The sequence below is a fragment of the Candidatus Pantoea rara genome (assembly GCF_051136265.1).
In the GTDB taxonomy this organism is placed as follows: domain Bacteria; phylum Pseudomonadota; class Gammaproteobacteria; order Enterobacterales; family Enterobacteriaceae; genus Pantoea; species Pantoea rara.
This window is the reverse complement of record NZ_CP194942.1, coordinates 2,289,109-2,313,569: the sequence shown is the minus strand read 5'-3', so window position 1 is coordinate 2,313,569 and position 24,461 is coordinate 2,289,109. Positions and strand designations below refer to the sequence as shown.

Annotated in this window: 18 protein-coding genes; 11 read left to right on the top strand and 7 right to left on the bottom strand. The window is 59.3% G+C overall.

What is annotated here, in order from left to right; all coding sequences use genetic code 11:
- Window position 1: 1 nt before the first annotated feature.
- The 6 genes from ACR8BF_RS10880 to ACR8BF_RS10855 all read right to left on the bottom strand — a co-directional run bounded on the left by ACR8BF_RS10880 (window position 2) and on the right by ACR8BF_RS10855 (window position 6,568).
- Window positions 2-778, bottom strand: a complete 777-nt coding sequence (locus tag ACR8BF_RS10880) for a PP2C family protein-serine/threonine phosphatase (RefSeq protein ID WP_292992916.1) — start codon at window positions 776-778, stop codon at window positions 2-4.
- Complete coding sequence (gene tagH, locus ACR8BF_RS10875) at window positions 775-1,911, bottom strand: type VI secretion system-associated FHA domain protein TagH (RefSeq protein WP_314983721.1); 1,137 nt, start codon at window positions 1,909-1,911, stop codon at window positions 775-777. Before tagH ends, ACR8BF_RS10880 begins: the two co-directional genes overlap by 4 nt.
- 36 nt (window positions 1,912-1,947) lie before the next feature.
- Complete coding sequence (gene tagF / locus ACR8BF_RS10870; protein ID WP_179895941.1) at window positions 1,948-2,646, bottom strand: type VI secretion system-associated protein TagF; 699 nt, start codon at window positions 2,644-2,646, stop codon at window positions 1,948-1,950.
- Window positions 2,647-2,659: 13 nt separating this feature from the next.
- Window positions 2,660-4,774 (bottom strand): type VI secretion system membrane subunit TssM, encoded by a 2,115-nt coding sequence (gene tssM, locus ACR8BF_RS10865; protein ID WP_434745938.1) that lies wholly within the window; start codon window positions 4,772-4,774, stop codon window positions 2,660-2,662.
- Complete coding sequence (gene icmH / locus ACR8BF_RS10860) at window positions 4,774-5,991, bottom strand: type IVB secretion system protein IcmH/DotU (protein ID WP_434744932.1); 1,218 nt, start codon at window positions 5,989-5,991, stop codon at window positions 4,774-4,776. The genes tssM and icmH overlap by 1 nt, the downstream gene beginning before the upstream one ends.
- An 85-nt stretch (window positions 5,992-6,076) precedes the next feature.
- Window positions 6,077-6,568 carry an SH3 domain-containing protein gene (locus tag ACR8BF_RS10855; RefSeq protein WP_179895939.1) on the bottom strand — a complete coding sequence of 164 codons (492 nt, stop codon included), beginning with the start codon at window positions 6,566-6,568 and terminating at the stop codon, window positions 6,077-6,079.
- Window positions 6,569-7,056: 488 nt separating this feature from the next.
- Here ACR8BF_RS10855 and ACR8BF_RS10850 point away from each other — a divergent pair, with 488 nt between their 5' ends.
- The 7 genes from ACR8BF_RS10850 to cobA all read left to right on the top strand — a co-directional run bounded on the left by ACR8BF_RS10850 (window position 7,057) and on the right by cobA (window position 18,999).
- Window positions 7,057-8,271 carry a nitrate- and nitrite sensing domain-containing protein gene (locus ACR8BF_RS10850; protein ID WP_314983723.1) on the top strand — a complete coding sequence of 405 codons (1,215 nt, stop codon included), beginning with the start codon at window positions 7,057-7,059 and terminating at the stop codon, window positions 8,269-8,271.
- Window positions 8,272-8,533: 262 nt separating this feature from the next.
- On the top strand, window positions 8,534-9,784 hold the full coding sequence (locus ACR8BF_RS10845) for a CmpA/NrtA family ABC transporter substrate-binding protein (protein WP_434745937.1): 1,251 nt from the start codon (window positions 8,534-8,536) through the stop codon (window positions 9,782-9,784).
- Window positions 9,785-9,795: 11 nt separating this feature from the next.
- The gene (gene ntrB / locus ACR8BF_RS10840) at window positions 9,796-10,668 is read left to right on the top strand and encodes a nitrate ABC transporter permease (RefSeq protein WP_434744931.1); all 873 of its coding nucleotides are present in this window, start codon (window positions 9,796-9,798) and stop codon (window positions 10,666-10,668) included.
- A 10-nt stretch (window positions 10,669-10,678) separates the two neighbouring features.
- Window positions 10,679-11,470 carry an ABC transporter ATP-binding protein gene (locus tag ACR8BF_RS10835; RefSeq protein WP_179895936.1) on the top strand — a complete coding sequence of 264 codons (792 nt, stop codon included), beginning with the start codon at window positions 10,679-10,681 and terminating at the stop codon, window positions 11,468-11,470.
- A gap of 10 nt (window positions 11,471-11,480) precedes the next feature.
- Complete coding sequence (gene nirB, locus ACR8BF_RS10830) at window positions 11,481-15,545, top strand: nitrite reductase large subunit NirB (RefSeq protein WP_434744930.1); 4,065 nt, start codon at window positions 11,481-11,483, stop codon at window positions 15,543-15,545.
- Window positions 15,542-18,160 carry a nitrate reductase gene (locus tag ACR8BF_RS10825; RefSeq protein ID WP_434744929.1) on the top strand — a complete coding sequence of 873 codons (2,619 nt, stop codon included), beginning with the start codon at window positions 15,542-15,544 and terminating at the stop codon, window positions 18,158-18,160. The genes nirB and ACR8BF_RS10825 overlap by 4 nt, the downstream gene beginning before the upstream one ends.
- Window positions 18,160-18,999 carry a uroporphyrinogen-III C-methyltransferase gene (gene cobA, locus ACR8BF_RS10820; protein ID WP_434745936.1) on the top strand — a complete coding sequence of 280 codons (840 nt, stop codon included), beginning with the start codon at window positions 18,160-18,162 and terminating at the stop codon, window positions 18,997-18,999. Before ACR8BF_RS10825 ends, cobA begins: the two co-directional genes overlap by 1 nt.
- Window positions 19,000-19,189: 190 nt before the next feature.
- On the opposite strand, the gene ACR8BF_RS10815 is transcribed toward cobA, so the two are convergent.
- A complete protein-coding gene (locus ACR8BF_RS10815) occupies window positions 19,190-20,002 on the bottom strand; it encodes a DeoR/GlpR family DNA-binding transcription regulator (RefSeq protein WP_179895933.1) in 813 nt (270 codons plus the stop codon).
- Between the two features lie 351 nt (window positions 20,003-20,353).
- Here ACR8BF_RS10815 and ACR8BF_RS10810 point away from each other — a divergent pair, with 351 nt between their 5' ends.
- Genes ACR8BF_RS10810 through ACR8BF_RS10795 form a run of 4 tightly spaced genes read left to right on the top strand, consistent with a single transcriptional unit; the run spans window position 20,354 to window position 24,342 of the window.
- Window positions 20,354-21,151 (top strand): GolD/DthD family dehydrogenase, encoded by a 798-nt coding sequence (locus ACR8BF_RS10810; protein WP_313698948.1) that lies wholly within the window; start codon window positions 20,354-20,356, stop codon window positions 21,149-21,151.
- Between the two features lie 55 nt (window positions 21,152-21,206).
- The gene (locus ACR8BF_RS10805; RefSeq protein ID WP_179895931.1) at window positions 21,207-22,142 is read left to right on the top strand and encodes a D-ribose ABC transporter substrate-binding protein; all 936 of its coding nucleotides are present in this window, start codon (window positions 21,207-21,209) and stop codon (window positions 22,140-22,142) included.
- Window positions 22,143-22,187: 45 nt separating this feature from the next.
- A complete protein-coding gene (locus ACR8BF_RS10800; protein ID WP_434744928.1) occupies window positions 22,188-22,799 on the top strand; it encodes a DUF2291 family protein in 612 nt (203 codons plus the stop codon).
- Window positions 22,800-22,809: 10 nt separating this feature from the next.
- A complete protein-coding gene (locus tag ACR8BF_RS10795) occupies window positions 22,810-24,342 on the top strand; it encodes a sugar ABC transporter ATP-binding protein (RefSeq protein WP_434744927.1) in 1,533 nt (510 codons plus the stop codon).
- Window positions 24,343-24,461: the final 119 nt, after the last annotated feature.

The following is a 24,461-nucleotide window of genomic DNA, read 5'->3' as shown; positions in this document are numbered from 1 at the left end:
ATCAAAAACGAGGCGGCAGAAAGCGCGCCGAATCAGCCAGTGAATAGAGCAATGTTGCCTCTTCCGGTTCACCAATCCAGATCGCCAGTGCGCTGAGATTATCTTTCTTCACGTTGCGGCTTACCGCCTGTTCCATCAGAGCCAGCCACTCTTCGCAGGCATTCACCATACGCAGCGCCTGTTCCATTTCATCACTGGTCAGATTCAGCCAGAAGCCATCGGTGCAGACCAGAAATGCGTCGCCATCTTCCAGCCCAATCTCCTGCGAAAAGCTCACCAGACGAGACGGTTCAGCGCCGAGCGCATTATAGAGTAAATTACTGTTAATGCCGGTATTTTCATAGCCCGCATCTTTCAGTTGCTGGGCCAGACTGTGATCCCGGGTCACCTCATGAAGCACGCCACGGCGGAAGTGGTAAACCCGGCTGTCACCAGCATGCGCCCACCATGCACGCTGTTTCTGACGGTCAATAAACAGCGCCGCCAGGGTCGTGCTCATGCGTGAATATTTCGGATTTTTACCCTGTGCCGCCTGCAACGCTAAGCGGCACTGTTCGATGGCCTGACGCGTCATTTCTGGCGTAAAATCGTCGTGCGCCTGAATCTGGCTCAGCAGGGTATCCCGCACCAGCTGTGCTGCCATCTCGCCGCCAGGCAAACCGGCCACGCCATCGCAGACCACAAAACAGGCTTTACGCTCATCCAGCTCAGCGCCGGTGCGATCCTGATTCTCATCGCGTAGCCCCTGCTGGCAGCGGCTGGCAAAAACGATTTTCATGCTTCATCTACCCGCGTCTGAGAGTCTTTATACTGATTCACTTCCATGTCATACGCGTGCAGAAAGGCCTCGCCAAACAGCGTGTGGAAATCGTCTTCGATCTCTCCGGCGGTACGCTGGTAATTACGCATGAAGTAGTCCCACAGTGCCGCTTTCTTCGCGGTGGAAAAGGGCAGCTTTGATACCAGACCATCGGCGCGCGCCTGCTCTTCCAGCCGCTGCGGATTAAAAGATTGCAGCATCGCCGCGATAATGGCGCGAATACCGGCAATCATGCCCAGCTGGTGGGCCTGCAGATCGACCAGCGCATCGCGTACCGCCTGTTCCGGCGGCATAAAACCGGGCATCTGGCTCTGGTACATTTGCATCAGCACGGTTTTGCCGGAGGGCAGTATCTTGAACGGGTTATTGGCCTCGTTCAGGATCATCGTCATGTCCGCTTTTACGCCACGCTTGAGAATGGACCGCGACGAGAGCAGCGCCACGGTGCCCTGAGAAAAGAGGCTCAGCATTCGGCCGGTAATACGCATCTGCTCTTCATCAACCGGGGTGGCGTGGCCGTTGCTCAGTCCCATACCGTCCATCAGGGCGGCGATCAGCCGATCCTGATCCATCGGCTGTGACACCTGCGCCCGACGCGGCGCACTGTCCTGCGGGTCGATCGCCAGCCGCGCATCGTTGTGGCGCTCGTGGCGGGTGGGGGTAACCTCATTGACCAGCAGTCGCTCATCAATCTCATGATGTTCGTGAATGCCCAGTGGATTCGCAGGCTCGACGCTGTCGCCAGCGAACAGGGCCAGGGGATCGGTCCGGGCGTTATTGCAGGTGGGGTCACGCACTTCCAGCGCATAGTCGCCGATGCGCAACGCATCGCCATGCTTCAGTAGCACCTGCATGCCGCGACCCAGGGAAATGCCGTTATGTTCTACCGGCGTCACGCTGCCCTGATTGGTCAGACGGCACTCTCCGTCATGCGACAGGTGAACCAGTGCCTGCAGACGCGAAATGGCACGCGTCTCATCTGGCAACACCAGGTCGTTGTCCTGACTGCGGCCAATCGTGCCGCCAGGCGGTTGAAACGCCACGCTTTTGACCGGAACATCCGTAGTGCTTTGCACAATGGTAAATTGCATGAGTTATCCCAGATTAAACGGCAAACGCATCCGGCCTCATTCGAACATCGGAGGATAGAGGCCATTACGTCCCGGCTGTGAACCTGCCGCCGGGTTAAACAGTAACGAAAACAGCTGCGCGGTAAGGTTGCCGCTGTGCTTGTGGGTCGCATGGACAAACCCATCGCTGCGGTTACTCCACCAGTAGCTCATATGCTGCTGAGGATCGAAACGTTCAGCCACTTCATGCCAGCTCAGCGTGCAGGGAAGATCCTGAAAGCCGAGCACATCCATAATGGCAGAGGGCCTCCGGGCGGGCACCAGCAGCGGAGGTAATGCCTGAATCTGCTGTTCTAACTGCTCGCCGTTGAGCGGGTTCTGAACGGCCCGTAACAGTGTTGCGCCCAGATCCTGAAACCAGTCGCCGGAGATGGTCAGCTGGGCCGGATGCCACTGCCTAAGCGGAAAGCTGTGCAGTGCCAGCAGCGGCCAGGCGCGTCCGACGCGGTCGCAGGAGGGCAGTAAACAGCCCATCTGTATCTGTGGCCGGGTGGCGGTTACCGGCAGGACAAAATTCCACACCGGCGCGTGAAGAAAGTTCGCGCTATAGGACCAGGCCTGCTGATGCCAGTGCATTAATCCCTGCTGGAACCAGTGGTTCCACGGGCTAATCTGTTGCTCGCTTAGTCGATGGTGCAGAAAATCACCGGTCGACGGCAGCTTGCCATACCAGCCGGGGGCCGTGTAAGCAGCCATGTTCACCTCACCATTACTCGCTATGTGAGTTTGACCGCGGGGCCGGATGCACAGGCGTTACCGCCAGTACGCCACTCGCCTCGCCCGCAATGTTCAGATTATCCGCCAGCTTGCGCATCATCAGTGCATTATCCCGTGCATAAGGCGACGACTGAATCTGCTGATCCAGCAACTGGCTCAGGTGCCAGTCAAGCTGCTGCAAATCGCGGGCACTGACCGTATCAGGCAGTGAGCGCTGTAAATTTTGCAGCAGCCAGGCCCGTAAAAACTCGCCGTCATAATTACGCGGTTGATAGAGCATCTGATAGGCACGCAGCGCATTGCGGCTGTAGGCGTTATCATCACCCGGATCGTTGCGCAGAATGTTGGTGATCTGCTGCGCCACGCGCGGCAGCAACAAAGACTTAAGCGCATTTTGATAAAGCACCCAGGCGGCATCGCTGACCTGGCTGCCGCGGTATAAGCCAGCCCGCATAGTAAGCGGCGGATTATCGAGAGAAAAACGTTCCGAGAGCGGCAGCTTCACAAGGTTATTCAGAAAGGGTAGCAGATCAAAAATATTATCAGCAGGCTGATGAATCACCTGCAGACTTTGCTCACGAATCGCGGGTACCCGCGCAGCAACCTGTTGCAGATAATGTTGATTCTGGTAGTAGCTCAGTCCCCACAGGCTGGAGGCGATCAGCAGCGCACCGGCCAGCACACCATAGCCAATCCAGTGGAACAGCTGATTACGGTACTCCCAGCGGCGATTACTGCCCGCCAGACCGCTCTCTTTGAAGATCAGGTCGCTGAGCAGGTCGCGAATAAAGAAGCTCTGGCCTTTGTTGCCGGGAATCGGACTATTGCGGTTAACGCTGTCCCAGGCCGCGATCGAGTGATCGCCCGCCTGACGTAACTGCAGTTTGCGGCTCAGTTCACCCATCACGCGATCAAACGGCAGACCTTCCTGAGTACCACTGGTGAAAAACAGGCCGCGCGGGCTCCAGGCGACCGCATCCTGATGCTCGGAAAAGACGATATCCAGATATTCGTTCAGCAACGGGCGCAGCGAGGCGAACTCCTGCGGGAAGAGGAAACATTCCGCGCGTTCGTTCAGGTCGCGTTCCAGGGTCATCTGTGCGGCCAGGTGCTGCTGGAGATCCTCTTCCAGCCGCTGAAATTGCTGGCCAAAATGGTGGTGCCAGTCGTCTTTGTGCGGCTTGCCCAAATCCCAGTTAAAGGTGAAGCCCCAGATGGCATCACGCCGTGCTTTATCCATGGAGCCGAAGTAGCTCATAAAGCCTTTCAGCAGATCGGTTTTAGTCACCATCACATAGACCGGAAAGTGAATGCCGGTTTGCTGATGCAGTTCCGCCATACGCTCACGGAGCGCGCTGGCCTGAGCGAAACGCGCCTCGGCCGAATCACTCAGCAGATCAGCGACGCTGATCGTCATGATCACGCCGTTAATCGGCTGGCGGGTGCGATAGCGTTTCAGCAGATTAATAAAGCTGTGCCACTCAGCAGCATCGCGCACACGCTGGCTTTCCTGCAGCGCATAACGCCCGGCGGTATCGATCAGCACCGCGCTGTCAGTGAACCACCAGTCGCAGTTACGGGTGCCGCCGACGCCACGAATGGCCTGTTTGCCCAGCGTATCGGTCAGAGGAAACTCAAGGCCCGCATTAAACAGCGCGGTGGTTTTACCGGCCCCGGGCGCACCCATCACCAGATACCAGGGCAGTTGATAGAGGTAATTGGCGTTAAAGCGTGACAGCAGACTGCCGTTGTGACGACGACCAAACTGCGTGCGTTTCAGCTGCATTGCGGCTTCGCTGAAGCGCTGGTTGAGCCGTTCTTCGGTCACCTGACGTTCCGCCGAATCGTCGCTGCCCGCCAGCTCGAGCTGGGTCAGTAAGCGGCTGTTAAACCAGGCACGATAAAGAGACGGGATCAGCTGGAACAGAATCCAGAGAAAATAGAGGGCGCTGACGGTGAGCTGGCGAGGCAGAACCGGTTCCAGCGGACGTGACTCGCCCCATGACCAGAACGGGCCCAGCATCCAGACCAGACAGCTCAGCGCCGTAACGCCGATAAAACTCCACAGCAGGCGGTGCGTTAGCAGCAGACGAAGGGAGGCGCGCATCATTGTGCTCCTTGATGATTACTGAGCGTTTCAGGTGCGGCAAACAGCGTGATTTCTACGCGGCGGTTGCGGGTCCGGTTTTCGCTGCTGTCGTTGGGCAGCAGCGGGTCGCTGTCGCCACGGCCTTCAGAGCGAACCGTGTGACCGCCATTCAGCTGAATCTGTAACAGCTGGGTGATTGCGCGGGCGCGGGCAAAGGAGAACTCATAGCTCGAGGCAAATCGGCTGTTATCCACCGGGTGATCGTCGGTGAACACCGAAACCAGAATAGTGCCTTTAACATCTTTCATGGCGGTTGAGACGCGAGCCAGCAGCGCGCGGCCCACCGGATTGATCACTGTGCCTTGCTCAGCAAACAGTTTGTCCGCCGGAATAATCACTTTACTGCCAAAGGCGCCATCGCTGACTTCGAGTTGTCCGGCGGCGATGACATCATTCAGGCGCTGACGGAGATCGAGCAGCGCCTGCGGCGAAGAGGGGCGGCGGCCCGCAGTAATCTGCGGCAGCGGCGTCTGATAGAGGGCGCGCAGCAGCGGCTCGGCAGCATTGCCAAGCCGCCAGTTCAGGCTGCTGTAGATCAGGCAGCCGATCAACGCGACCAGCATGGCACAGGCCCAGAGCGGCACCATCGGACGGGCGAGGGTGCTCACCAGCGGATGCACCTCCACCAGAGGAGGTTGTGGTGTCTGGCGCTGAGCGCGCGTTTCGTCAATCAGAGTTTTCAGGCGTTTACGGATACCGTCGCACTGGGCGCGGCCGTTTTCACTGCCGCGATAGCGGCCTTCATAACCCAGCAGCAGGCAGTATTGCACCACCTCCAGTAGCCAGAGGTGCTGTTGCGGGCTTTGTGAAATGCGCGACAGCAGCTGAAAGAATTTTTCGCCGCCCCAGCTTTCATTGTGGAAGGTGACCAGCATGCCGTTACCAGACCAGACTCCGCGCGTGCCCCAGGGGGTTTGCGCTGCCGCTTCATCCAGCGCGCTGCAGATGCAGTAACGCGCCCCGATAATCATCTCAAACGGCAGCCCTGCCTGTTTACAGCGTTGTTCAAACTGGCGAATTTCATCGATAAGAGACTGGCGCAGACCCGCAGGGTCATCGTGGGTGGCTGCCTGACGAATTTGCACCACCGCGTTCAGCAGTGGCGCCGCAGCCTGAAGTAATAGATTCTCATTGCCTGAGGGGGTCGCCTCACGCGCAGGGGATTCCACAGTCATTAATTAGTGATCTTCCAGCCAATGGCTAATCCCTGTACCCGCAGCCCGGGACGGTGCTGCGGGCAATATGCGCCGGATTTCATATTCAGTCTAAGATCCAGGTCGCGGTATCGTTAGTCCGACAGGCTTTGCTGGCACCGCCGACGGCCACGCAGACCTGTTTGGTTTTGCGGGGACGGGGACGATCGCTCTGCACCGTCGCATCGTAACGATCGCTCGCTACACCCGCTTTTAACGGCACATAACCGATCAGCGGGCCGTCAGCCTGGTCAGCAATCGCCAGCCAGCTGTGTTCCACATTACCTAATACTTCAAACGGTTTACCCGTTTCGAGATAGCGAACCACTTTGCCGCCGTAGTCAGGCGAGGTCATGACGGAGGCGCCATAGAGCGCGCGCCAGGTCTGATTGACCGGCTCAAATTCTGTCGGTGCCGCGACAGCGTGTCGATGGACCAGTTTGACGCCGTTAATTTCGCTGGTGACCAGCGTATCGTCAGTGACGGGCGGCGGCGGGGCCTTACAGCCTGCCAGGGTAAGAACCGCCAGCAGTGTTAACGCAAGACTCTTTTTCACCATGTTCCTCGTGATCTCATCAAAGTATCTGCATGTTGCCGGGCCCGATGTCTGGAGGCGCGGTTTGTCGCGCTACATCGTGCCGAAATTCTGTTTTTCAAAAAAAGGTCAGTTTACATCAGGATAGTAACGTATTCAGTCTACCTAAGACTTTTGAGAATTCAAACCATTGCACCTGCTGCCAATGCGTGATAGCGGGCGCTTTACGGGCGGGTTTCGGTGTCAGAAAAGCGCCAGCGAATGTGATAGTTAAAGCGAACTGAATTATCGCAGAGACAAACTGATTGAGAACAGTGCCGCGCATTCTGCCACGCAATGAATCCGATTGGAAACTATTAAGATTTCCTTATAACTTGTTGCCAAAAAAAATTATCAGTTTGCGTTAAGAATCTTATCAAAATTCAGAATTTACGCCGGGTTCTGACCCTCATTTTTCCGGAAAGCGGCACGCCTTTTGCTACTAAAAAGTTTTAACTCCACGGAGGTGAGCAATGAGTGATGCCCTGACCTGGCTACAGGCATCGCGTGACAGCGATATTGCCAGCCTGCAACGGCTGCTTAAGACGGGCGAGCTGATGGCTGCCATCAGTGAACTGGTTCATCGGCTGCAGCGTGAACGTGGTGCAAACAACCTCTGGATCTGCTCGGGCGGCGCACTGTTCAGTGCTGAGCGTCTCGCCCGACAGCAGGAGGTCTGTGACGGCCTGAAGCACTTTTATCAGGCGCTCCCGCCCGCCGTGGCACAGCCTGGCTATAGCCGCTTCTGTAACCTGATTGCTGCCACTCTGCAGTCGCTGGCGGGGCTGCCCGCACTGCGTCAGCAAATCAGCCAGCGTGAGTTGGATCAGGCTGCGGCGATGGCCGCCTTCAATCAGGTGATCCGCACCTTACTCAATCTGGTGTTTGAGGCGGCCGACACTGCCAGCTATCCCGGCATTTCCCGCGCACTTATCGCCCTGTTCAGCTTTATGCAGGGCAAAGAACTGGCTGGTCAGGAGCGGGCTATCGGCTCCGCTGGCTTTGCGGCGGGGCAGTTCACATCTGACCAGCGCAGCCAGATGGTGGCCCTGATCGCGGCCCAGGAGCAGAGCTTTACCACCTTCCGGGAGTTTGCTGACAGCGCCGCCTGTGAATGCTGGCGGCCGCTGGCTCAGCCCGGTCGGGACATTGAACGTCTGCGGCGCATCGCCTGCACTGGCGGACGGTATGATGAGACCGGCGCGCTGCACTGGTTTTCCCTGCTCTCTGAGCGGCTGGACCAGATGAAAACGCTGGAGGATGCCCTGACGGCCACGCTGATGCAGCGCTGCCGTGAGGCGATAGATCAGGCGCAGCGGCATGCCGCACGCCCGGTCATCCAGGGCGACAGCAACTTCTCGCTCTACGTCTCCGGGGCTGACTGGCTGCCCGGCGCCGCTGCACTCAACAGTGACGGCCTGGCCCCGCAGCTCGGGCGTTCGGTACTGTCACTGATTGGTGAGCAGTCACAGCGTCTGCAACAGCAGGCGGATGAACTGGCGTCAATGCGGGCCTCACTTGACGAGCGGCGGGTGGTTGATCAGGCCAAGCACTGGCTGATGCAGCAGCAGGGGTTCAGCGAAGAAGCCGCCTGGCAGGCGCTGCGCAAAAGCGCGATGAATCAGAATAAGCGGGTACTGGAAATCGCGCAGGCGGTGCTGGCGGTGGCGAAAACGCTGAGCAACTAACCCGGATGAGGTATCTGCACAGACTTTGTGCGTGATCTGCGTCAAAAACGTGCAAATTTGTTTAAATTTTAACTCGCATACTGCTGTCAGCCGGCATTCGCGCGGTGTCGGCGATCTGGCACACCCTTTGCTTTAACCCTACAGAGAGTACGCATTGCTCCCGCCAATGGCGGTGGGGTCAGTGCTTTGGATAAAGGCGTCCATCCGCAGGCTTCGGCTTGTCGGAGGACGCCTTTTTTTATTTCTGTTCAGGGGCAACATGATGAGCAAAACGCCATTTTCACTGACACGACGTCAGGCGCTGATCTCCGGTGCTGCGCTGGGTGCGGCCTGGATCGTTCCGGGATTACGAAATGCAGTCTGGGCCGCAGGTTCTGATGCGCCAGAAAAGGCGCAGGTGCGGGTGGGCTTTATTCCGCTTACCGACTGCGCGCCCGTGGTCATGGCGTCGGTAAAAGGCTTCGATAAGAAGTATGGTCTGACGCTTGCGGTCAGCAAAGAGGCGAGCTGGGCAGCAGTGCGTGACAAGCTGACCTCCGGCGAACTGGATGCGGCGCATGTGCTCTACGGCATGATCTACGCGCTGCAGCTGGGCGTGGCGGGACCGCAGCACGACATGGCGAACCTGATGACGCTCAACCACAACGGCCAGGCGATCACCCTGTCGAACCAGCTGAAAGCCAGTGGCGTCACCGATGCGGCCAGCCTGAAAAAAGCCGTTGATGGCAGCCCCAAAGGCAGCCTGACTTTCGCGCATACCTTTCCCACCAGTACGCACGCTATATGGCTCTATTACTGGCTGGCCAATGCCGGCATTCATCCGTTTAACGATGTGCGCACCGTGGTCGTGCCGCCGCCGCAGATGGTGATGAACATGAAGATTGGCAACATGAGCGGCTTCTGCGTCGGTGAGCCCTGGAACCAGCGCGCCATCAGCGACAACATCGGCTTTACCGCTGCCACCAGCCAGCAGATCTGGCCAGAACATCCGGAAAAAGTGCTCGGTACCCGCGCGCAGTGGGTGAAAGAGAATCCCAACACAGCCCGCGCGCTGACCGCCGCCGTGCTGGAGGCCGCGCGCTGGATAGACGCCTCAGACGATAACCGCCGTGAAACCGCGCAGGTGTTAGCCGGGCGCGCCTGGATCAATACCAGAGTGGAGACGCTACAGGGGCGAATGCTCGGTCAGTATCAGAACGGGCTGGGGCAGTCATGGCAGGACGCGCATCCGATGCGCTTCTTCGACAACGGCAACGTCAGTTTTCCCTGGCTCTCAGATGGCATGTGGTTCCTGACGCAGATGAAACGCTGGGGGCTGCTCGCCAGCGATCCCGATTACCTCGCCGTGGCCCGCCAGATCAACCGCATTGATATCTATAAACAGGCCGCCAGCGCAGTCGGGCAGATTGCACTGCCCGCCAGCGAGATGCGCAGCAGTACCCTGATCGACGGCAAAGTCTGGGATGGCAACAATCCTGCCGCCTACGCCGCCAGTTTCGCTATCAAACGTTAAGAGAGGTTGTTATGAGAACTGACGCGCGCGCGCTGGCTCAGCCAGAGCAAACCCCCGGCAGTGCCACCGTGATTCCGTTACAGGTCACCCCGAAAGCCGCCATTCGTCCGGCACGGCTGCGTCCGTTTTTGCAGCGCTGCATTCCGGCTGCGGGTGGCCTGCTGCTGATGTTGCTGGTGTGGCAGATCGCCGCCTTGTCCGAACCCTCGTTTCCTTCGCCTTACGCGACCTGGCAGGCCGCACAGATTCTGTTCGCTGACCCGTTCTACAGCAATGGCCCCAACGATCAGGGCATCGGCTGGAATGTGATGGCCTCGCTGCAGCGCGTCGCCATCGGCTTCGGCCTCGCCGCGCTGGTGGGCATTCCGGCGGGTTTTCTGCTGGGGCGCTTCGCCTTTATGGCGCGGATGTTCAATCCGATTATTGCCCTGCTGCGCCCGGTCAGCCCACTGGCCTGGCTGCCGATTGGACTGTTGCTGTTTCAGCGCGCCGAGCCGGCCGCCAGCTGGACCATTTTTATCTGTTCCATCTGGCCGATGATCATCAATACCGCCGAAGGGGTGCAGCGCATTCCACAGGATTATCTCAACGTCGCGCGGGTGTTACAGCTCTCCGAATGGACGGTGATGCGCCGGATTTTGCTGCCTGCCGTGCTGCCTGCGATGCTTACCGGGGTACGTCTCTCTATCGGGATCGCGTGGCTGGTGATTGTTGCCGCCGAAATGCTGACCGGCGGGCTGGGGATCGGCTTCTGGATCTGGAATGAGTGGAACAACCTCAATGTGGCAAACATTCTGATCGCCATTCTGATTATCGGTGTGGTCGGGCTGCTGCTGGAGCAGGGCCTGATGCTGCTGGTGCGTCGTTTCAGCTGGGAAAAATAAGGAGAACATCATGCAGCAACACATTATTCGCGTTCAGCAGGTGAGCCAGCGTTTCAACACTGCCAGCGGCGAGTTCCTGGCACTGGACAGCGTCAGCTTTGATATTCACGAAGGGGAAACCCTGAGCCTGATTGGCCATTCCGGCTGCGGCAAATCGACGCTGCTGAACCTGATTGCCGGATTAACCCGTCCCAGCAGCGGCGTGCTGCTGTGTGATAACCGTGAGATTACCGGGCCGGGCCCGGAGCGCGCGGTGGTGTTTCAGAACCATTCACTGCTGCCGTGGCTGACGGCATTTCAGAACGTCGAACTGGCGGTTCAGCAGGTATTTAAAGGACGCTTCAGCAAAGCGGAAATGCGCGACTGGATCGAGCACAACCTTAATCGGGTGCAGATGAGCCACGCCATGCACAAGCGGCCTGGCGAAATCTCTGGTGGCATGAAGCAGCGCGTCGGCATTGCGCGTGCCCTGGCGATGAAGCCGCGTGTGCTGCTGCTGGATGAGCCATTTGGCGCGCTGGATGCGTTAACCCGCGCCCATCTGCAGGACAGCGTAATGCGCATTCAGCAGGAGCTGAACACCACCATTGTCCTGATCACCCATGACGTGGATGAAGCGGTGCTGCTGTCCGACCGGGTGCTGATGATGACCAACGGCCCGGCAGCGCAGGTCGGCGAAATCCTCACGGTCGATCTGCCGCGTCCGCGCTCGCGGGTCGCGCTGGCAGATGAGCCGCGCTACCACCAGCTGCGCCAGAAAGTGCTGCATTTTCTCTATGAAAAACAGACCACGGCGGCATAAGGAGCAGACCATGAGGCAACGGTTGCTGGTGATAGGCAATGGCATGGCGGGGATGCAGATGGTGGAGAGCCTGCTGCAACGTGCGCCGCTGCGTTACGCCATCACGGTCATTGGCTGCGAGCCCCACGGCAACTACAACCGCGTGCTGCTGTCGCCGGTGCTGGCGGGTGAAAAGTCCTTCAGTGACACCCTGATCCACGATCGCGACTGGTATCAGCGGCACGGCGTCACGCTGCTGACTGGCGAAACCGTACTGCAGGTCGATCTGGCTGCGCGGACGGTGCAGACCGATCGGCGCCAGCTCGGCTGGGATCGGCTGGTGTTTGCCACCGGTTCACAACCCCGTCTGCCCGCAATTCCTGGTATTGATGCGGAAAGCGTACTGGGCTTTCGCAGCATCGCTGATGTCCGGCGACTGCTGGCGGGCCAGGGTCCGGTGGTGATACTGGGCGGGGGGTTTCTCGGCATTGAAGCGGCAGCAGCACTCCGCGCCCGTGGCCGTGAAGTGACACTGGTCCACCACAAACCCTGGCTGCTGGATCGCCAGCTGGATGCAAAAGCGGGCGAGCTATTGCTGACGGCATTAGCACAGCGCGGCATCCGCTGTGAACTGAACAGCGGACTCACGGCGATTGATGAGGAGGGCGTGGTGCTGATTTGCGGGCGTCACTGCACCGCTGCGCAGGTGGTGATCGCCATCGGGGTGCAGCCGGAGGTAGCGCTGGCGCAGGCCGCGGGGCTGCCGTGTCAGCGCGGCATTCTGGTGGATGGTCAGCTGCGCAGCGTCATTCCCGATGTTTATGCGGTGGGTGAGTGCTGTGAAATCGCGGGCGAAACCTTTGGTCTGGTCGCGCCCTGCCTGGCGCAGGCTCAGATTCTGGCGGCGCAACTGGCTGGATCGCCACTGGCGGATTTTATCAGCCAGCCGCTGGCGACGCGCCTTAAGGTCAGCGGCATTTCGCTGTTCAGTGCCGGTGATGTCAGTGAGGCGCCGTCCATCAGCAGTTTTGATCCTCTTTCCGGCGACTACCGCCGCCTTTTTCTCCGTCAGGGCCGCCTCTGTGGCGTGCTGCTCTCTGGTGACACCCGGCAGGGCACTGCACTGCTGGAACGCCTGCAGCGCGCTGAACCTGTCACGCTTGATGCCCTGTTCGATCACGATCAACCTGAACCGCAGCCACAGGCTGCAGAGAGTCCTGAGATGAGTAAACCGGTATTAGCCGTGATTGGTCACGGCATGGTCAGTCACCACTTTCTTGAACAGCTGGTTGCCCGCGAAATGCATCAGCACTATCACATTGTGGTTTACGGTGAGGAGCGCCAGCAGGCTTATGATCGGGTGCATCTGTCGGACTATTTCAACGGCAAAACGGCTGACGATCTGTCGATGGTCAGCGCGGACTTCTTTGCGCTGCACGGTATCGAACTGCGCAGCGGCTGTCGTGTCGTGTCGATCGACCGCCAGCAGCGCAGCCTGCGTGACAACGCGGGCAATGAGCTGGCGTGGGATAAGCTGGTGCTGGCGACCGGCTCACGTGCTTTTGTGCCGCCAGTGCCGGGCCACGACGGCGAACACTGCTTTGTCTATCGCACACTGGATGATCTCGATGCCATTTCCGCCTGCGCCCGCCTTAGCCAGCGCGGCATCGTCATTGGCGGCGGTCTGCTGGGTCTGGAGGCGGCGAATGCGCTGCGGCAGCTTGGACTGGAGACGCATGTGGTGGAGTTCGCGCCGCGTCTGATGGCGGTGCAGCTCGATGAGGGCGGGGCGCTGATGCTGCGTCAGAAGATCGACGCGCTGGGCGTGACAGTTCACACCTCAAAACAGACCGAACGAATCGAACGTCAGCCCGATGGCAGCGTAGTGCTGTGTTTTGCTGACGGCAGCCGTTTACCCGGCGATCTGGTGCTGTTCTCTGCCGGTATCCGGCCGCGCGATGAGCTGGCGCGTGAGGCGGGCTTGACGCTGGGACCGCGCGGCGGCATCGAAATTAACGATCGCTGCCAGACCAGCGATGACGACGTGTTTGCCATTGGGGAATGCGCACTGTGGAACGGCCAGATCTTTGGTCTGGTCGCGCCGGGGTATCAGATGGCGCGGGTACTGGCCGGCCATCTGGCGGCTGAACCCGCCGCCTTCAGCGGCGCGGACATGAGCACCAAACTGAAACTGCTGGGCGTGGAGGTCGCCTCCTTTGGTGACGCGCATGGCCGCACGCCGGGCAGCCAGCACTATCACTGGACCGACGGGCCAAAAGGCATCTACAAGAAAATCGTGGTCTCTGCGGAGGGCACCCGGCTGCTGGGCGGCGTGCTGGTCGGCGACAGCAATGATTACGCCACGCTGCTGCAGATGATGCTCAACGACCTGCCGCTGCCTGCTGCGCCCGAAAGCCTGATCCTGCCTGCGCTGGCGGGTGCGCCGAAAGCACCGGGCGTCGCGGCATTGCCGGACAGCGCCCAGGTCTGTTCCTGCCACAACGTCAGCAAGGGTGATATCTGTGAGGCGGTGAAAGGCGGATGCAGTGAGATGAGCAGCATTAAGAGCTGCACCAAAGCGGCGACCGGCTGCGGCGGCTGCGCGGCGCTGGTGAAGCAGGTGATGGAGTTTCAGCTGGAAAATCTCGGCGTTGAGGTGAAAAAAGATGTCTGCGACCACTTCAGTTATTCGCGGCAGGAGCTGTATCACCTGGTCCGGGCTGGCGAGTTCAGGACTTTTGAGGCGCTGCTGGCAGCGCACGGACGGGGGCAGGGCTGCGAGATCTGCAAGCCGCTGGTGGCGTCACTGCTCGCCTCCTGCTGGAATGATTATTTGCTGAAACCGGCGCATCTGCCGCTGCAGGACACCAACGACCGCTACTTTGCCAACATCCAGAAAGATGGCACCTATTCGGTCGTGCCGCGCGTCCCGGCGGGTGAAATCACGCCGCAGGGGCTGATCGCCATTGGCGAGGTGGCCGCGCGTTACGATCTCTACACCAAAATCACCGGCGGTCAGCGTATCGACCTGTTTGGCGCGCGGCTCGATCAGCTGCCCGATATCTGGCAGACGCTGCTCGCTGCCGGTTTCGAAACCGGTCATGCCTACGGGAAGTCACTGCGCACGGTGAAATCCTGTGTGGGATCAACCTGGTGTCGCTACGGCGTGCAGGATTCCACCGCTTTCGCCATCGCGCTGGAGAACCGTTACAAGGGGCTGCGCGCGCCGCATAAGATCAAGATGGCCGTTTCGGGCTGTACCCGCGAATGTGCGGAGGCGCAGAGCAAAGATATCGGCGTGATCGCCACCGAAAAGGGCTGGAACCTCTACGTCTGCGGCAATGGCGGCATGAAGCCGCGCCACGCCGACCTGTTCGCCAGCGATCTCGATGACGCTACGCTGCTGCGTTATGTCGATCGCCTGCTGATGTTCTATATCCGCACCGCCGATCGCCTGCAGCGAACCAGCGTCTGGATGAACAACCTGGAAGGCGGTCTGGATTACCTGCGGCAGGTGGTGATTGAGGATAGCCTCGGGCTGGGTGCGACGCTGGAGCAGGAGATGCAGCGGGTGGTGGAGGCATACCAGTGTGAGTGGCAGACCACGCTGGCGGACCCGTCGCGGCTTGCGCTGTTTACGCCGACGGTCAACAGCGACCAGGCTGATGAATCGCTGTACTACAGCCGGGTACGCGGTCAGCGCCAGCCTGAGTCTGTGGCCGCGCGTCCGCTGCTGCAGCTGCCCGCCGAGCCGTGGAGTGCGATCTGCACCCTGGACGCGATTCCGCCGGAAGCCGGGATTGGGGCGCGACTCGGCAGTGAGCGTGTTGCGCTGTTTCGCTTTGGTGATGCGCTCTTTGCGCTGGAAGATCGCGAACCCGGCAGCGACGCCAGCGTGCTGTCGCGCGGGATTCTGGGCGATGTCGGCGGCGAGCCAGTGGTGATCTCTCCGCTCTACAAGCAGCGGATACGGCTGCGTGACGGGCAGAGCCTGGATAACCCGCAGCATCAGCTGCGCTGCTGGCCGGTGAAGCTGGAAGCGGGGCAGATCTGGCTGGCAAACCGTCCGCTTAACCAGCTGGCGCAGGCATCATGAACAGCACCTGTCCCTATTGCGGCGTCGGCTGTGGCGTCTGCGTCACGCCGCAGGGACCTCATCAGGCAATCGTCGTCGGCGATCCGCAGCATCCTGCCAATGCGGGCCGGTTGTGCGTTAAGGGTGCGGCGCTGGGTGAGACGCTGACCCCGCAGGGGCGTCTGCTGACCGCCGAAGTTAACGGCCAGCAGGTCAGCCTTGACGACGCGCTGGATGCGGCGGCGGCGGGATTGCGTGCGGTGATCGATCAATATGGTCCGCAGGCGGTGGCATTTTATGGCTCCGGGCAGCTGCTAACTGAGGATTACTACGTCGCCAATAAGCTGATGAAGGGTTACATTGGCGCTGCCAATATCGATACCAATTCCCGGCTCTGCATGGCGTCGGCGGTGGTTGGCTATAAGCGCGCGCTGGGAGCTGACGCGGTGCCCTGCTGTTATGAGGATCTGGAGCAGGCCGATCTGGTGTTGCTGGTGGGCTCTAACGCCGCCTGGGCGCATCCGGTGGTCTGGCAGCGACTGATGCAGGCGAAGCTGCAACGGCCAGCGATGCGCATTGTGGTGATTGATCCGCGCCGCACGGCGAGCTGCGATCAGGCCGATCTGCATCTGCCGCTGCGTCCCGGCAGCGATGCGGCGTTGTTTTCCGGCCTGCTGCACTGGCTGGCGCAGCAGGATAGCCTTGATAGCAGCATGTTGCCGCATCTGAATGGCGTGAGTGAAACGCTGGCTGCGGCTGCGCAGTGGGATGTGGCGCGCGTAGCAGAGTCCTGTGATTTGACTGAGCAGCAGGTGACGCACTTTTTCCAGCTGTTCAGCCAGCACGATCGGGTGCTGACGTTGTGGTGCATGGGGATTAATCAGTCCGCCACAGGCAGCGACAATAACCAGGCGATGCTTAATCTGCATCTGCTGACGGGTAAAATTGGCCGCGCGGGTTGCGGGCCTTTTTCGCTGACCGGACAGCCGAATGCCATGGGCGGTCGCGAGGTGGGTGGTCTGGCGAATCAGCTGGCGGCGCACATGGGTTTTACGGAAGCGGATTGCGATCGGGTGCAGCGTTTCTGGCGCAGCCCGTCGATAGCCCGCGAGCCAGGGCTGACCGCGGTCGATCTCTTCAGAGCCATTGCCGAGGGCGAGGTGAAAGCCGTGTGGATTATGGGCACCAATCCAGCGGTGTCGATGCCGGAGGGCAACCACGTGGCGCAGGCGCTGGCGGCCTGTCCGCTGGTCATTGTGTCGGATGTGATGGCGCAGACCGATACCAGTGCCTTTGCCGATATTCTGCTGCCTGCTCAGGGATGGGGCGAGAAGAATGGCACCGTAACGAATTCAGAGCGGCGTATTTCGCGCCAGCGCGCCTTTGCTGCCGCGCCCGGTGATGCCAGGCCTGACTGGTGGCTACTGGCGCAGGTGGCGCAGCGATTAGGGTTCAGCGAGGGGTTCAACTGGCAACATCCATCGGACGTTTTCCGCGAGCATGCGGCGCTGTCGGGCTTTGAGAATCGGGGAGAGCGGGCGTTTGATATCAGTGGGCTGGCGCAGCTGAGCCAGGCCGAATGGGATGCACTGCGTCCGGTTCAGTGGCCAGTGAACCGTCATTTTCCGCAGGGCTGTGCCCGGTTGTTTGGCGATCGCCGCTTCTTTCATCCGGACGGTAAAGCCCGCCTGCTTGTCCCGGCCACGCCTCTCTTAGCGCGGCGAGATTCTGCTTATCCGCTGCTGATGAATAGCGGTCGGGTGCGGGATCAGTGGCATACCATGACGCGCACCGGGCTGGTGCCGCGTCTGATGCAGCATTGCGATGAGCCCTTTGTGGCGCTGCATCCTGCTGACGCCGCGCAGTATGGCGTGACGGCGGGCAGTCTGGTGCGGGTGCAGTCGGTACTGGGCTGGATCAGCGTCCGGGTGCGTATAGATTCGGGGATACGGCGCGGCGAGCTGTTTGTGCCGATGCACTGGAACCGGCAGTTCAGTCAGCAGAGTCACGTCGGCATGCTGGTCGCCGCCCGGGCCTGTCCGTTTTCGGGTCAGCCTGCGCTGAAGCAGACGCCGGTAAGGATTCTGCCGCTGGCAGTGAGCTGGCAGGGCTGGCTCTGGCAGCGTGGGATTACCCAGCCCGCGGGATTGCGTTACTGGTCGCGCGCGCCCTTTCCGGCAGTGCAGCGGTATGCGCTGGCAGGCGTGGGATCGCCACAAGCGTGGTTGACCGGGCAGGTTGATTTGTCAGGCTGTGACGTGCAGGTCGCCACCGGCAGTGGCCCCGATTACCGGTTGCTGGCCTGGCGTGACGGTGCGTTGCAGGTGGCGTTTTATGCCGGTAGCACGTTGCCGTCGCTGGATAGTGCGTTTGTCGCGGCGGCGTTTACGGATGCGCCGCAGGAGGCTGCCGGGCGGCATAGTGTGCTGGCGGGTCAGGCGGCGCAGCACAGCGCGGCGGGCCGGATTATCTGTAGCTGTATGTCGGTGGGTGAGCAGACGATTTTGCAGGCGATGGCGCAGGGGTGTCGGAGCACTCAGGCGTTGGGTGAGAAGCTGAAATGCGGCACGCAGTGCGGCTCCTGTATTCCGGAGCTGAAGCAGTTGTTGCTGTCCGATGTGGTTGTGGAGGAATGATGACGCGAGCAATTGATTCTCTGGATAAGTTACTGGCTCCGGTCGATCCGGCAAAGCCGCAGGGTGCAGTATGGCTGGTGGGTGCAGGCCCTGGTGATGTTGAGTTGCTGACGGTGAAGGCATTGCGATTACTGCAACGGGCTGAGGTGGTGGTGTATGACCGGCTGGTAAGTGAAGCGGTGATGGCGGAGGTGCCGGAGAGTGCGTTATGCATTGATGTGGGTAAGCAGCCAGGGCAGCACGGGCTGAAGCAGGCGCAGATTAATCAGTTACTGGTGGATCTGGCACGCAGCGGGCGCGATGTAATCCGCCTGAAGGGAGGCGATCCCTTTATTTTTGGTCGCGGTGGGGAGGAGATGGTAAGCCTGCAGGCGGCCGGGATTCGCTGTGAAGTGGTGCCGGGGATTACGGCGGCGGTAGGCTGTGCGGCCGCCAGCGGGATTCCGTTGACGCATCGGGATTGTGCACAGTCGTTGCGGTTGATTACCGGGCATGGCCGGAGGGGTGAGCCACAGCTGGATGCAGCCGCGCTGTCGGCGGTGAATCAGACGCTGGTTTTTTATATGGGGTTGAGCTGGAGTGCGTCCATCAGTGCCCAGTTGCAGGCGCAGGGACGCGATCCGGAGACGCCGGTGGCGATTATCGAGAAGGGCACCCGGCCGGATCAGCGGGTGTTGATTACCACACTGGGCGGGCTGGCGGAGACGGTCGCGCGGGATCAGCCGGTGTCGCCGTCGCTGCTGGTGGTGGGTGAGGTGGTGCGGTTTTATCGGGCGGATTTGCAGGTGCGGGGTGGGAAACCGGTGAGCCAGTGCGCCGTGCAGGAAAGGTCTGCCTGATCGCAAAGGAACCTCGCATCCTGCGAATTGGGCTCGCCATCCCTGGCTCGCACACGTTGCTCTTCAGGCAGGCCATTCCTGCACGGTTGGTAATGGTGCGGCTTTTGCAGGAGCAGGCCCGGCAGTTTACTTTAATCCTGTGGCTGTCTGATGACGGCGTGTAGCTGAAGCGATGGTGTTGCGATGGGCATTACATCGCCCGCTTCAGCGGCAGCGGGGCCACCAGCACTTTCACGCCTAAGGCTTCAAAGGCGTTGACCTGCGCAGGGCTGATGCCGCTGTCGGTGATCAGGTAGTGGATGTTGCTCCAGTCACAGGGCAGCGCGAACATGGAAACCTTGTCGATTTTGCTGGAGTCCGCCACCACGTAAACCGTGCTGGCGGATTTGATCATCGCCAGTTTTACTTTGATGTCAGTTTCGCTGGGGAAACTCAGACCCAGACGCGGCGAGATGCAGGCGGTCGCCAGGAAGAGTTTTTCGGCCAGCACATTTTCGAAAAAGCCGGCCGCTTTCTCGCCAGAGGTAGAAAGTGTCGGAAATTTAAAGGTGCCGCCGGTCAGCAGGATGTTGATCCCCGGTTCGCCGCCCAGTTTCAGGGCGATATTGACGGCCGTGGTCACCACTGACAGACGTCGGATATGGCTGATGGCATCGGTAATCGCGGTGGTCGTGGTGCCGGAATCGAAAATCACCGTGTCGCCATTTTCGATATGCTGCGCCGCCAGCCGGCCAATTGCCTCTTTCTCTTCCAGATGAGTCTGCCGCTCCAGCAGCATTGCGCCGGTATTCTGCTTTCCCGTCATCAGCGTCGCACCACCGTGGTAGCGCTGTACAAAACCCTGTTTTTGCAGCATGCGCAGGTCGCTGCGTAATGTGGCTTCGGTCAGTCCAAAAGTCTCTGTCAGCGCTTTGACTGTGACCGTGCCATCCTCACGGATCATCTCCAGAATTTTTTCGCGGCGTTGCTGCATGTCAGCGAACTGCTCACTTTTGCTTTTCAATCGAAATGCTCCCTTTTCCAATAACCTGAGAGGTCGGCCAAACAAGGTCTCTGTGGCTGAGTTTAACGCGCCATTTTTATGAATGCGAGATGGGTTGTTGTGCCTTTGGTTTTCGAACGAAAATAAATAATCCGCAGGTTATTGAATCTATCAGGCTTTCCCTGTAACAGCAGAGCGGCTTTATTTAGGGTCTGGAAGCCAGATCACGTCTTTTCAATCAGATAAGCCGCTTAAGGCGGCAGATGGTCGAAATTTGATCTGCCCCACACATCGTTTCTTTTCGATAGCTTATATTTTTGTTCGAAAATGAGTGAATCATTCGTAGCAGCAAAAATTCAGGGGGAGAGTGGGATGAGTGGTGAATATGACGTAAACCTGCGCTACGGCGTGGATACGGCAATGAGTCTGGCCGATAAAGTGGCGGTGGTGACCGGTGGACTGGGCGGCATCGCCATGGCAACCAATGGCATGTTGCTGGAGAAGGACGCGCGTCTGGCACTGCTCTATCCGCCGTTTGAAGCGGACAAGGTCGCCAGCCTTCAGGCAGACTTCGCGGCCGATCGGGTGCAGTTTGTCTGCTGTGACGTCACCGATCCCGCGTCGGTGGAAGAGGCGTTCGACGCAGTGGTTTCCCACTATGGCCGCATCGATATCCTGGTGAACTGCGCGGGCTACGTGATGCTGCAACCCGTGATTGAAACCGATTTTGCCGAGTGGCAGAAGCAGATTGCGGTGAATCTCACCGGACCTTTCCTTTGCTCGCAGGCGGCTGCAAAGCTGATGATTCGTGCCGGTGCGGGCGGCAAGATTATTAATATCGCCTCACAGGCGGCGTCCATCGCTATCGACAACCATGTCGCCTATACCTCTGCCAAAGCGGGTCTGCTTGGCATGACCAAAGTCATGGCCAAAGAGTTTGCTCCGCATCGCATCAACGTGAACACCCTGTCGCCCACCGTGGTGCTGACGCCGATGGGCGAGAAAGCCTGGCGCGGCGAGAAGGGTGAGCAGATGAAAAAACTGATACCGCTGGGCCGCTTTGCCTATACCGATGAGATCGCCGCCGCTGTGCTGTTCTTCGCCAGCAACGGCAGCGACATGATCACCGGCGCAGATTTAATGATCGATGGTGGCTTCACCATCTGGTAAGGCCAGCCCAACACCCGGGACTTCATACCCTGCCATAACGATAAGAGAGAACATCATGAAAAACCGTACCCTGCTGTGTACTGCCGTGGCTGCCTGTCTGGTTTCGCAGGCGGCATTTGCCGCCGAGAAGGGCACCATTATGATTCTGGTTAACTCGCTTGATAATCCCTACTACGCCTCCGAAGCCAAAGGCGCCAATCTCAAAGCACAGGAACTGGGTTACAAAACCACGGTACTGTCGCACGGCGAAGATGTGAAGAAGCAGAGCGAACTGATTGACGCCGCAATCGGTAAGAAAGTGCAGGGTATCGTGCTGGATAACGCCGACTCGACCGCCAGCGTGGCGGCGATAAAAAAAGCCAAAGATGCCGGGATCCCGGTGGTGCTGATCAACCGCGAAATCCCGGTGGATGACGTGGCGCTGGCACAGATTACCCACAATAACTTCCAGGCGGGTTCAGACGTCGCCAACGTCTTTGTCGAGAAGATGGGCGAAAAGGGCAAATATGCCGAACTCGCCTGTAACCTGGCCGACAACAACTGCGTGACTCGCTCTAAATCGTTCCATCAGGTGCTGGATCAATATCCCGATATGCAGAGCGTGGCGCGTCAGGATGCCAAAGGCACCCTGATCGACGGTAAGCGCATTATGGACAGCATCCTTCAGGCGCATCCTGATGTGAAAGGGGTGATCTGCGGTAACGGCCCGGTCGCGCTGGGCGCGATTGCAGCGCTGAAGGCGGCGGGTCGCAACGATGTGATTGTGGTGGGCATTGATGGCAGCAACGACGAACGCGATGCGGTGAAAGCGGGCACGCTGAAAGCTACGGTGATGCTGCAGGCGCAGGCGATTGCCGCCGAAGGGGTAACCGATCTCGATAACTTCATCCAGAAAGGCGTCAAACCGGCAAAACAGCGCGTGATGTTCCGCGGCATTCTGATTACCCCGGAAAACGCCAAAGGCGTACAGGACTTTAACTACAAGTCGTAATTAACCGCTTTCGCGCCTGCGCAAGCGGGCGCCAGGGAGAAGAAGATGTCCCGAAGAGTCTGGCTGATGCTGGTGGTCATGCTGTCAGGTGGCTGCAAAATCGTGTCGCAGCAGGAGCTGGCTGCCCTTAAAAACCCCCCTAATCCGAAGATGGCGAACCTCGACCAGGTGTGGCAGCAGAAGCTGGTGCCGCAGGTCCAGGCAGAGGCTAAACCGCTGGTGACGTTAATGAAGTCGCTGCAGTCTGCCAAAGACTTTGACAGCGCCTGTCAGACGTATGGTTATCGCAGTCAGGCTGAGAATCCCTGTGTCTTCAGCGTCTCTGTTCGCGGCGAGGTGACCGCCGTGAATACCACATCACGCAGCGGAAAGATGACTGTAAGGGATGAATCAGGTGACAGTGTCACAATTCAGGTCGGGCCAATTATTCGCGGCACCGCGCTGCGTGATGCTTACAAGGGGGCGAGCTATCAGGACTTCAATGATCAGGTGATGTTTGGTGATTACGGCAAAGCGATCAACCAGCACGCCGCCACCCTGATGCAGCAGTTCGCGCCGAAGGTGGGTGACAAAGTGAGGGTCAGCGGCGTGTTCAGCAGCTGGGATATTCCGCAGCAGTTGCCGGATATCACTCCGGCTGCGATTACCCGGCAATAAGGAGCGGCAGATGCAAAACCCTCAACCGCAAGCGCCCGGCGACGTGATTATCGAAACGCGCAACGTGTCGCGCCTCTATCCCGGTGTGACCGCGCTCGATCAGGTCAGCTATCGGGTTTACCGCAACAAAGTGAATGTCCTGATCGGGGAGAACGGTGCCGGTAAGTCCACCATGATGAAGATGCTGGCGGGGGTGGAAACACCGTCGTCGGGCGAGATTCTGCTGGATGGCAAGGTGGTGTCGCTGAACTCCACGCATCAGGCAGAGAAGCAGGGGATCAGTATCATTTTTCAGGAGCTGAATCTGTTTCCCAATATGAACGTGATGGACAACATTTTTATCGCTAACGAGTTTTTCCAGCGCGGTGTGATCAACGAAAAGTATCAGTATGCGCTGGCGAAGTCGCTGCTGGATCGTCTGCAGCTGGATGTCGATCCCTATGCACCGCTGGGCGAGTTGGGCATTGGTCATCAGCAACTGGTGGAGATCGCCCGTGCGCTGTCGAAAGATACCCGGGTGTTGATCATGGATGAGCCGACCAGCGCCCTGAGCCAGTCGGAAGTCAAAGTGCTGTTCAGTGTCATTGATCAGCTGAAGCGGCGAGGCGTCACCATCATCTACATCTCTCACCGGCTGGAAGAGCTGATGGAGATTGGTGATCACATCACCATTTTTCGCGATGGCCGTTTTATCAGTGAACGCGAGGTGCGCGACGCCAGCGTGCCGTGGATTATCGCCCAGATGGTGGGCGATAAGAAAAAACAGTTCGACTATCAGCCTGCGTCACAAGGGGAAACGGTGCTGGAGGTTGAGGGCCTGACCGCGCTGCATCAGAACGGGGGTTACAAGCTCAATGAGGTCAGTTTTACCCTGCGTAAAGGCGAAGTGATCGGCATTTATGGGCTGCTGGGTGCCGGACGCACCGAGCTGTTCAAGGGACTGATTGGCCTGATGCCCTGTCAATCTGGCCGCGTACGGCTGGCCGGTAAGGATCTGGCGAAACGCAGCTTCCAGCAGCGGCTGAAAAGTGGCATCGCGCTGGTGCCTGAAGATCGCAAAGGCGAAGGGGTGATTGAACTGATGTCGGTGACGGCCAATATGACGCTCTCTGACTTCAGCCTGCGCGGTTTTCGTCGTGCGCTGGGGCTGCTGAATCCGGGCCGGGAACGGCAGCGGGTGAATGAGATGATTGGCCATCTGGCAATCAAAGTCAGCGATCCCGATCTGCCGGTGACGGCGCTGAGCGGCGGTAATCAGCAGAAGGTGGTGCTGGGTAAAGCGCTGATGACCGGACCACAGGTCGTGTTGCTGGATGAGCCAACACGCGGTATCGACGTGGGGGCTAAAACCGACGTCTATCACCTGATTGGTAATCTGGCGCAGCAGGGGCTGGCAGTGATGTTCTCCTCCTCCGAACTGGATGAGGTCATGGCGCTGGCGGACCGCATTTTAGTGATGGCCGATGGCCGGATTACGGCCGATCTGCCGCGTGCAGCGGCGACGCGAGAACAACTGATCGCGGCATCAACCCCACAGGATTAAGCGTCTGGCCCCCTGGGCTACTTTATTTGTCAGTCTGAACCCTGGGCAGTGCTCGCCATCCTCACGTACTGCATGTACGCCGGGTTGTTCCGCGCTGTCCATGTCCGGATTGCCTGCAA

Excerpts from the sequence above, each read along its gene's own strand:
- ACR8BF_RS10880 (WP_292992916.1), bottom strand. The coding sequence starts at position 778 with ATGAAAATCGTTTTTGCCAGCCGCTGCCAGCAGGGGCTACGCGATGAG.
- tagH (WP_314983721.1), bottom strand. The coding sequence starts at position 1,911 with ATGCAATTTACCATTGTGCAAAGCACTACGGATGTTCCGGTCAAAAGC.
- tagF (WP_179895941.1), bottom strand. The coding sequence starts at position 2,646 with ATGGCTGCTTACACGGCCCCCGGCTGGTATGGCAAGCTGCCGTCGACC.
- tssM (WP_434745938.1), bottom strand. The coding sequence starts at position 4,774 with ATGCGCGCCTCCCTTCGTCTGCTGCTAACGCACCGCCTGCTGTGGAGT.
- icmH (WP_434744932.1), bottom strand. The coding sequence starts at position 5,991 with ATGACTGTGGAATCCCCTGCGCGTGAGGCGACCCCCTCAGGCAATGAG.
- ACR8BF_RS10855 (WP_179895939.1), bottom strand. The coding sequence starts at position 6,568 with ATGGTGAAAAAGAGTCTTGCGTTAACACTGCTGGCGGTTCTTACCCTG.
- ACR8BF_RS10850 (WP_314983723.1), top strand. The coding sequence starts at position 7,057 with ATGAGTGATGCCCTGACCTGGCTACAGGCATCGCGTGACAGCGATATT.
- ACR8BF_RS10845 (WP_434745937.1), top strand. The coding sequence starts at position 8,534 with ATGAGCAAAACGCCATTTTCACTGACACGACGTCAGGCGCTGATCTCC.
- ntrB (WP_434744931.1), top strand. The coding sequence starts at position 9,796 with ATGAGAACTGACGCGCGCGCGCTGGCTCAGCCAGAGCAAACCCCCGGC.
- ACR8BF_RS10835 (WP_179895936.1), top strand. The coding sequence starts at position 10,679 with ATGCAGCAACACATTATTCGCGTTCAGCAGGTGAGCCAGCGTTTCAAC.
- nirB (WP_434744930.1), top strand. The coding sequence starts at position 11,481 with ATGAGGCAACGGTTGCTGGTGATAGGCAATGGCATGGCGGGGATGCAG.
- ACR8BF_RS10825 (WP_434744929.1), top strand. The coding sequence starts at position 15,542 with ATGAACAGCACCTGTCCCTATTGCGGCGTCGGCTGTGGCGTCTGCGTC.
- cobA (WP_434745936.1), top strand. The coding sequence starts at position 18,160 with ATGACGCGAGCAATTGATTCTCTGGATAAGTTACTGGCTCCGGTCGAT.
- ACR8BF_RS10810 (WP_313698948.1), top strand. The coding sequence starts at position 20,354 with ATGAGTGGTGAATATGACGTAAACCTGCGCTACGGCGTGGATACGGCA.
- ACR8BF_RS10805 (WP_179895931.1), top strand. The coding sequence starts at position 21,207 with ATGAAAAACCGTACCCTGCTGTGTACTGCCGTGGCTGCCTGTCTGGTT.
- ACR8BF_RS10800 (WP_434744928.1), top strand. The coding sequence starts at position 22,188 with ATGTCCCGAAGAGTCTGGCTGATGCTGGTGGTCATGCTGTCAGGTGGC.
- ACR8BF_RS10795 (WP_434744927.1), top strand. The coding sequence starts at position 22,810 with ATGCAAAACCCTCAACCGCAAGCGCCCGGCGACGTGATTATCGAAACG.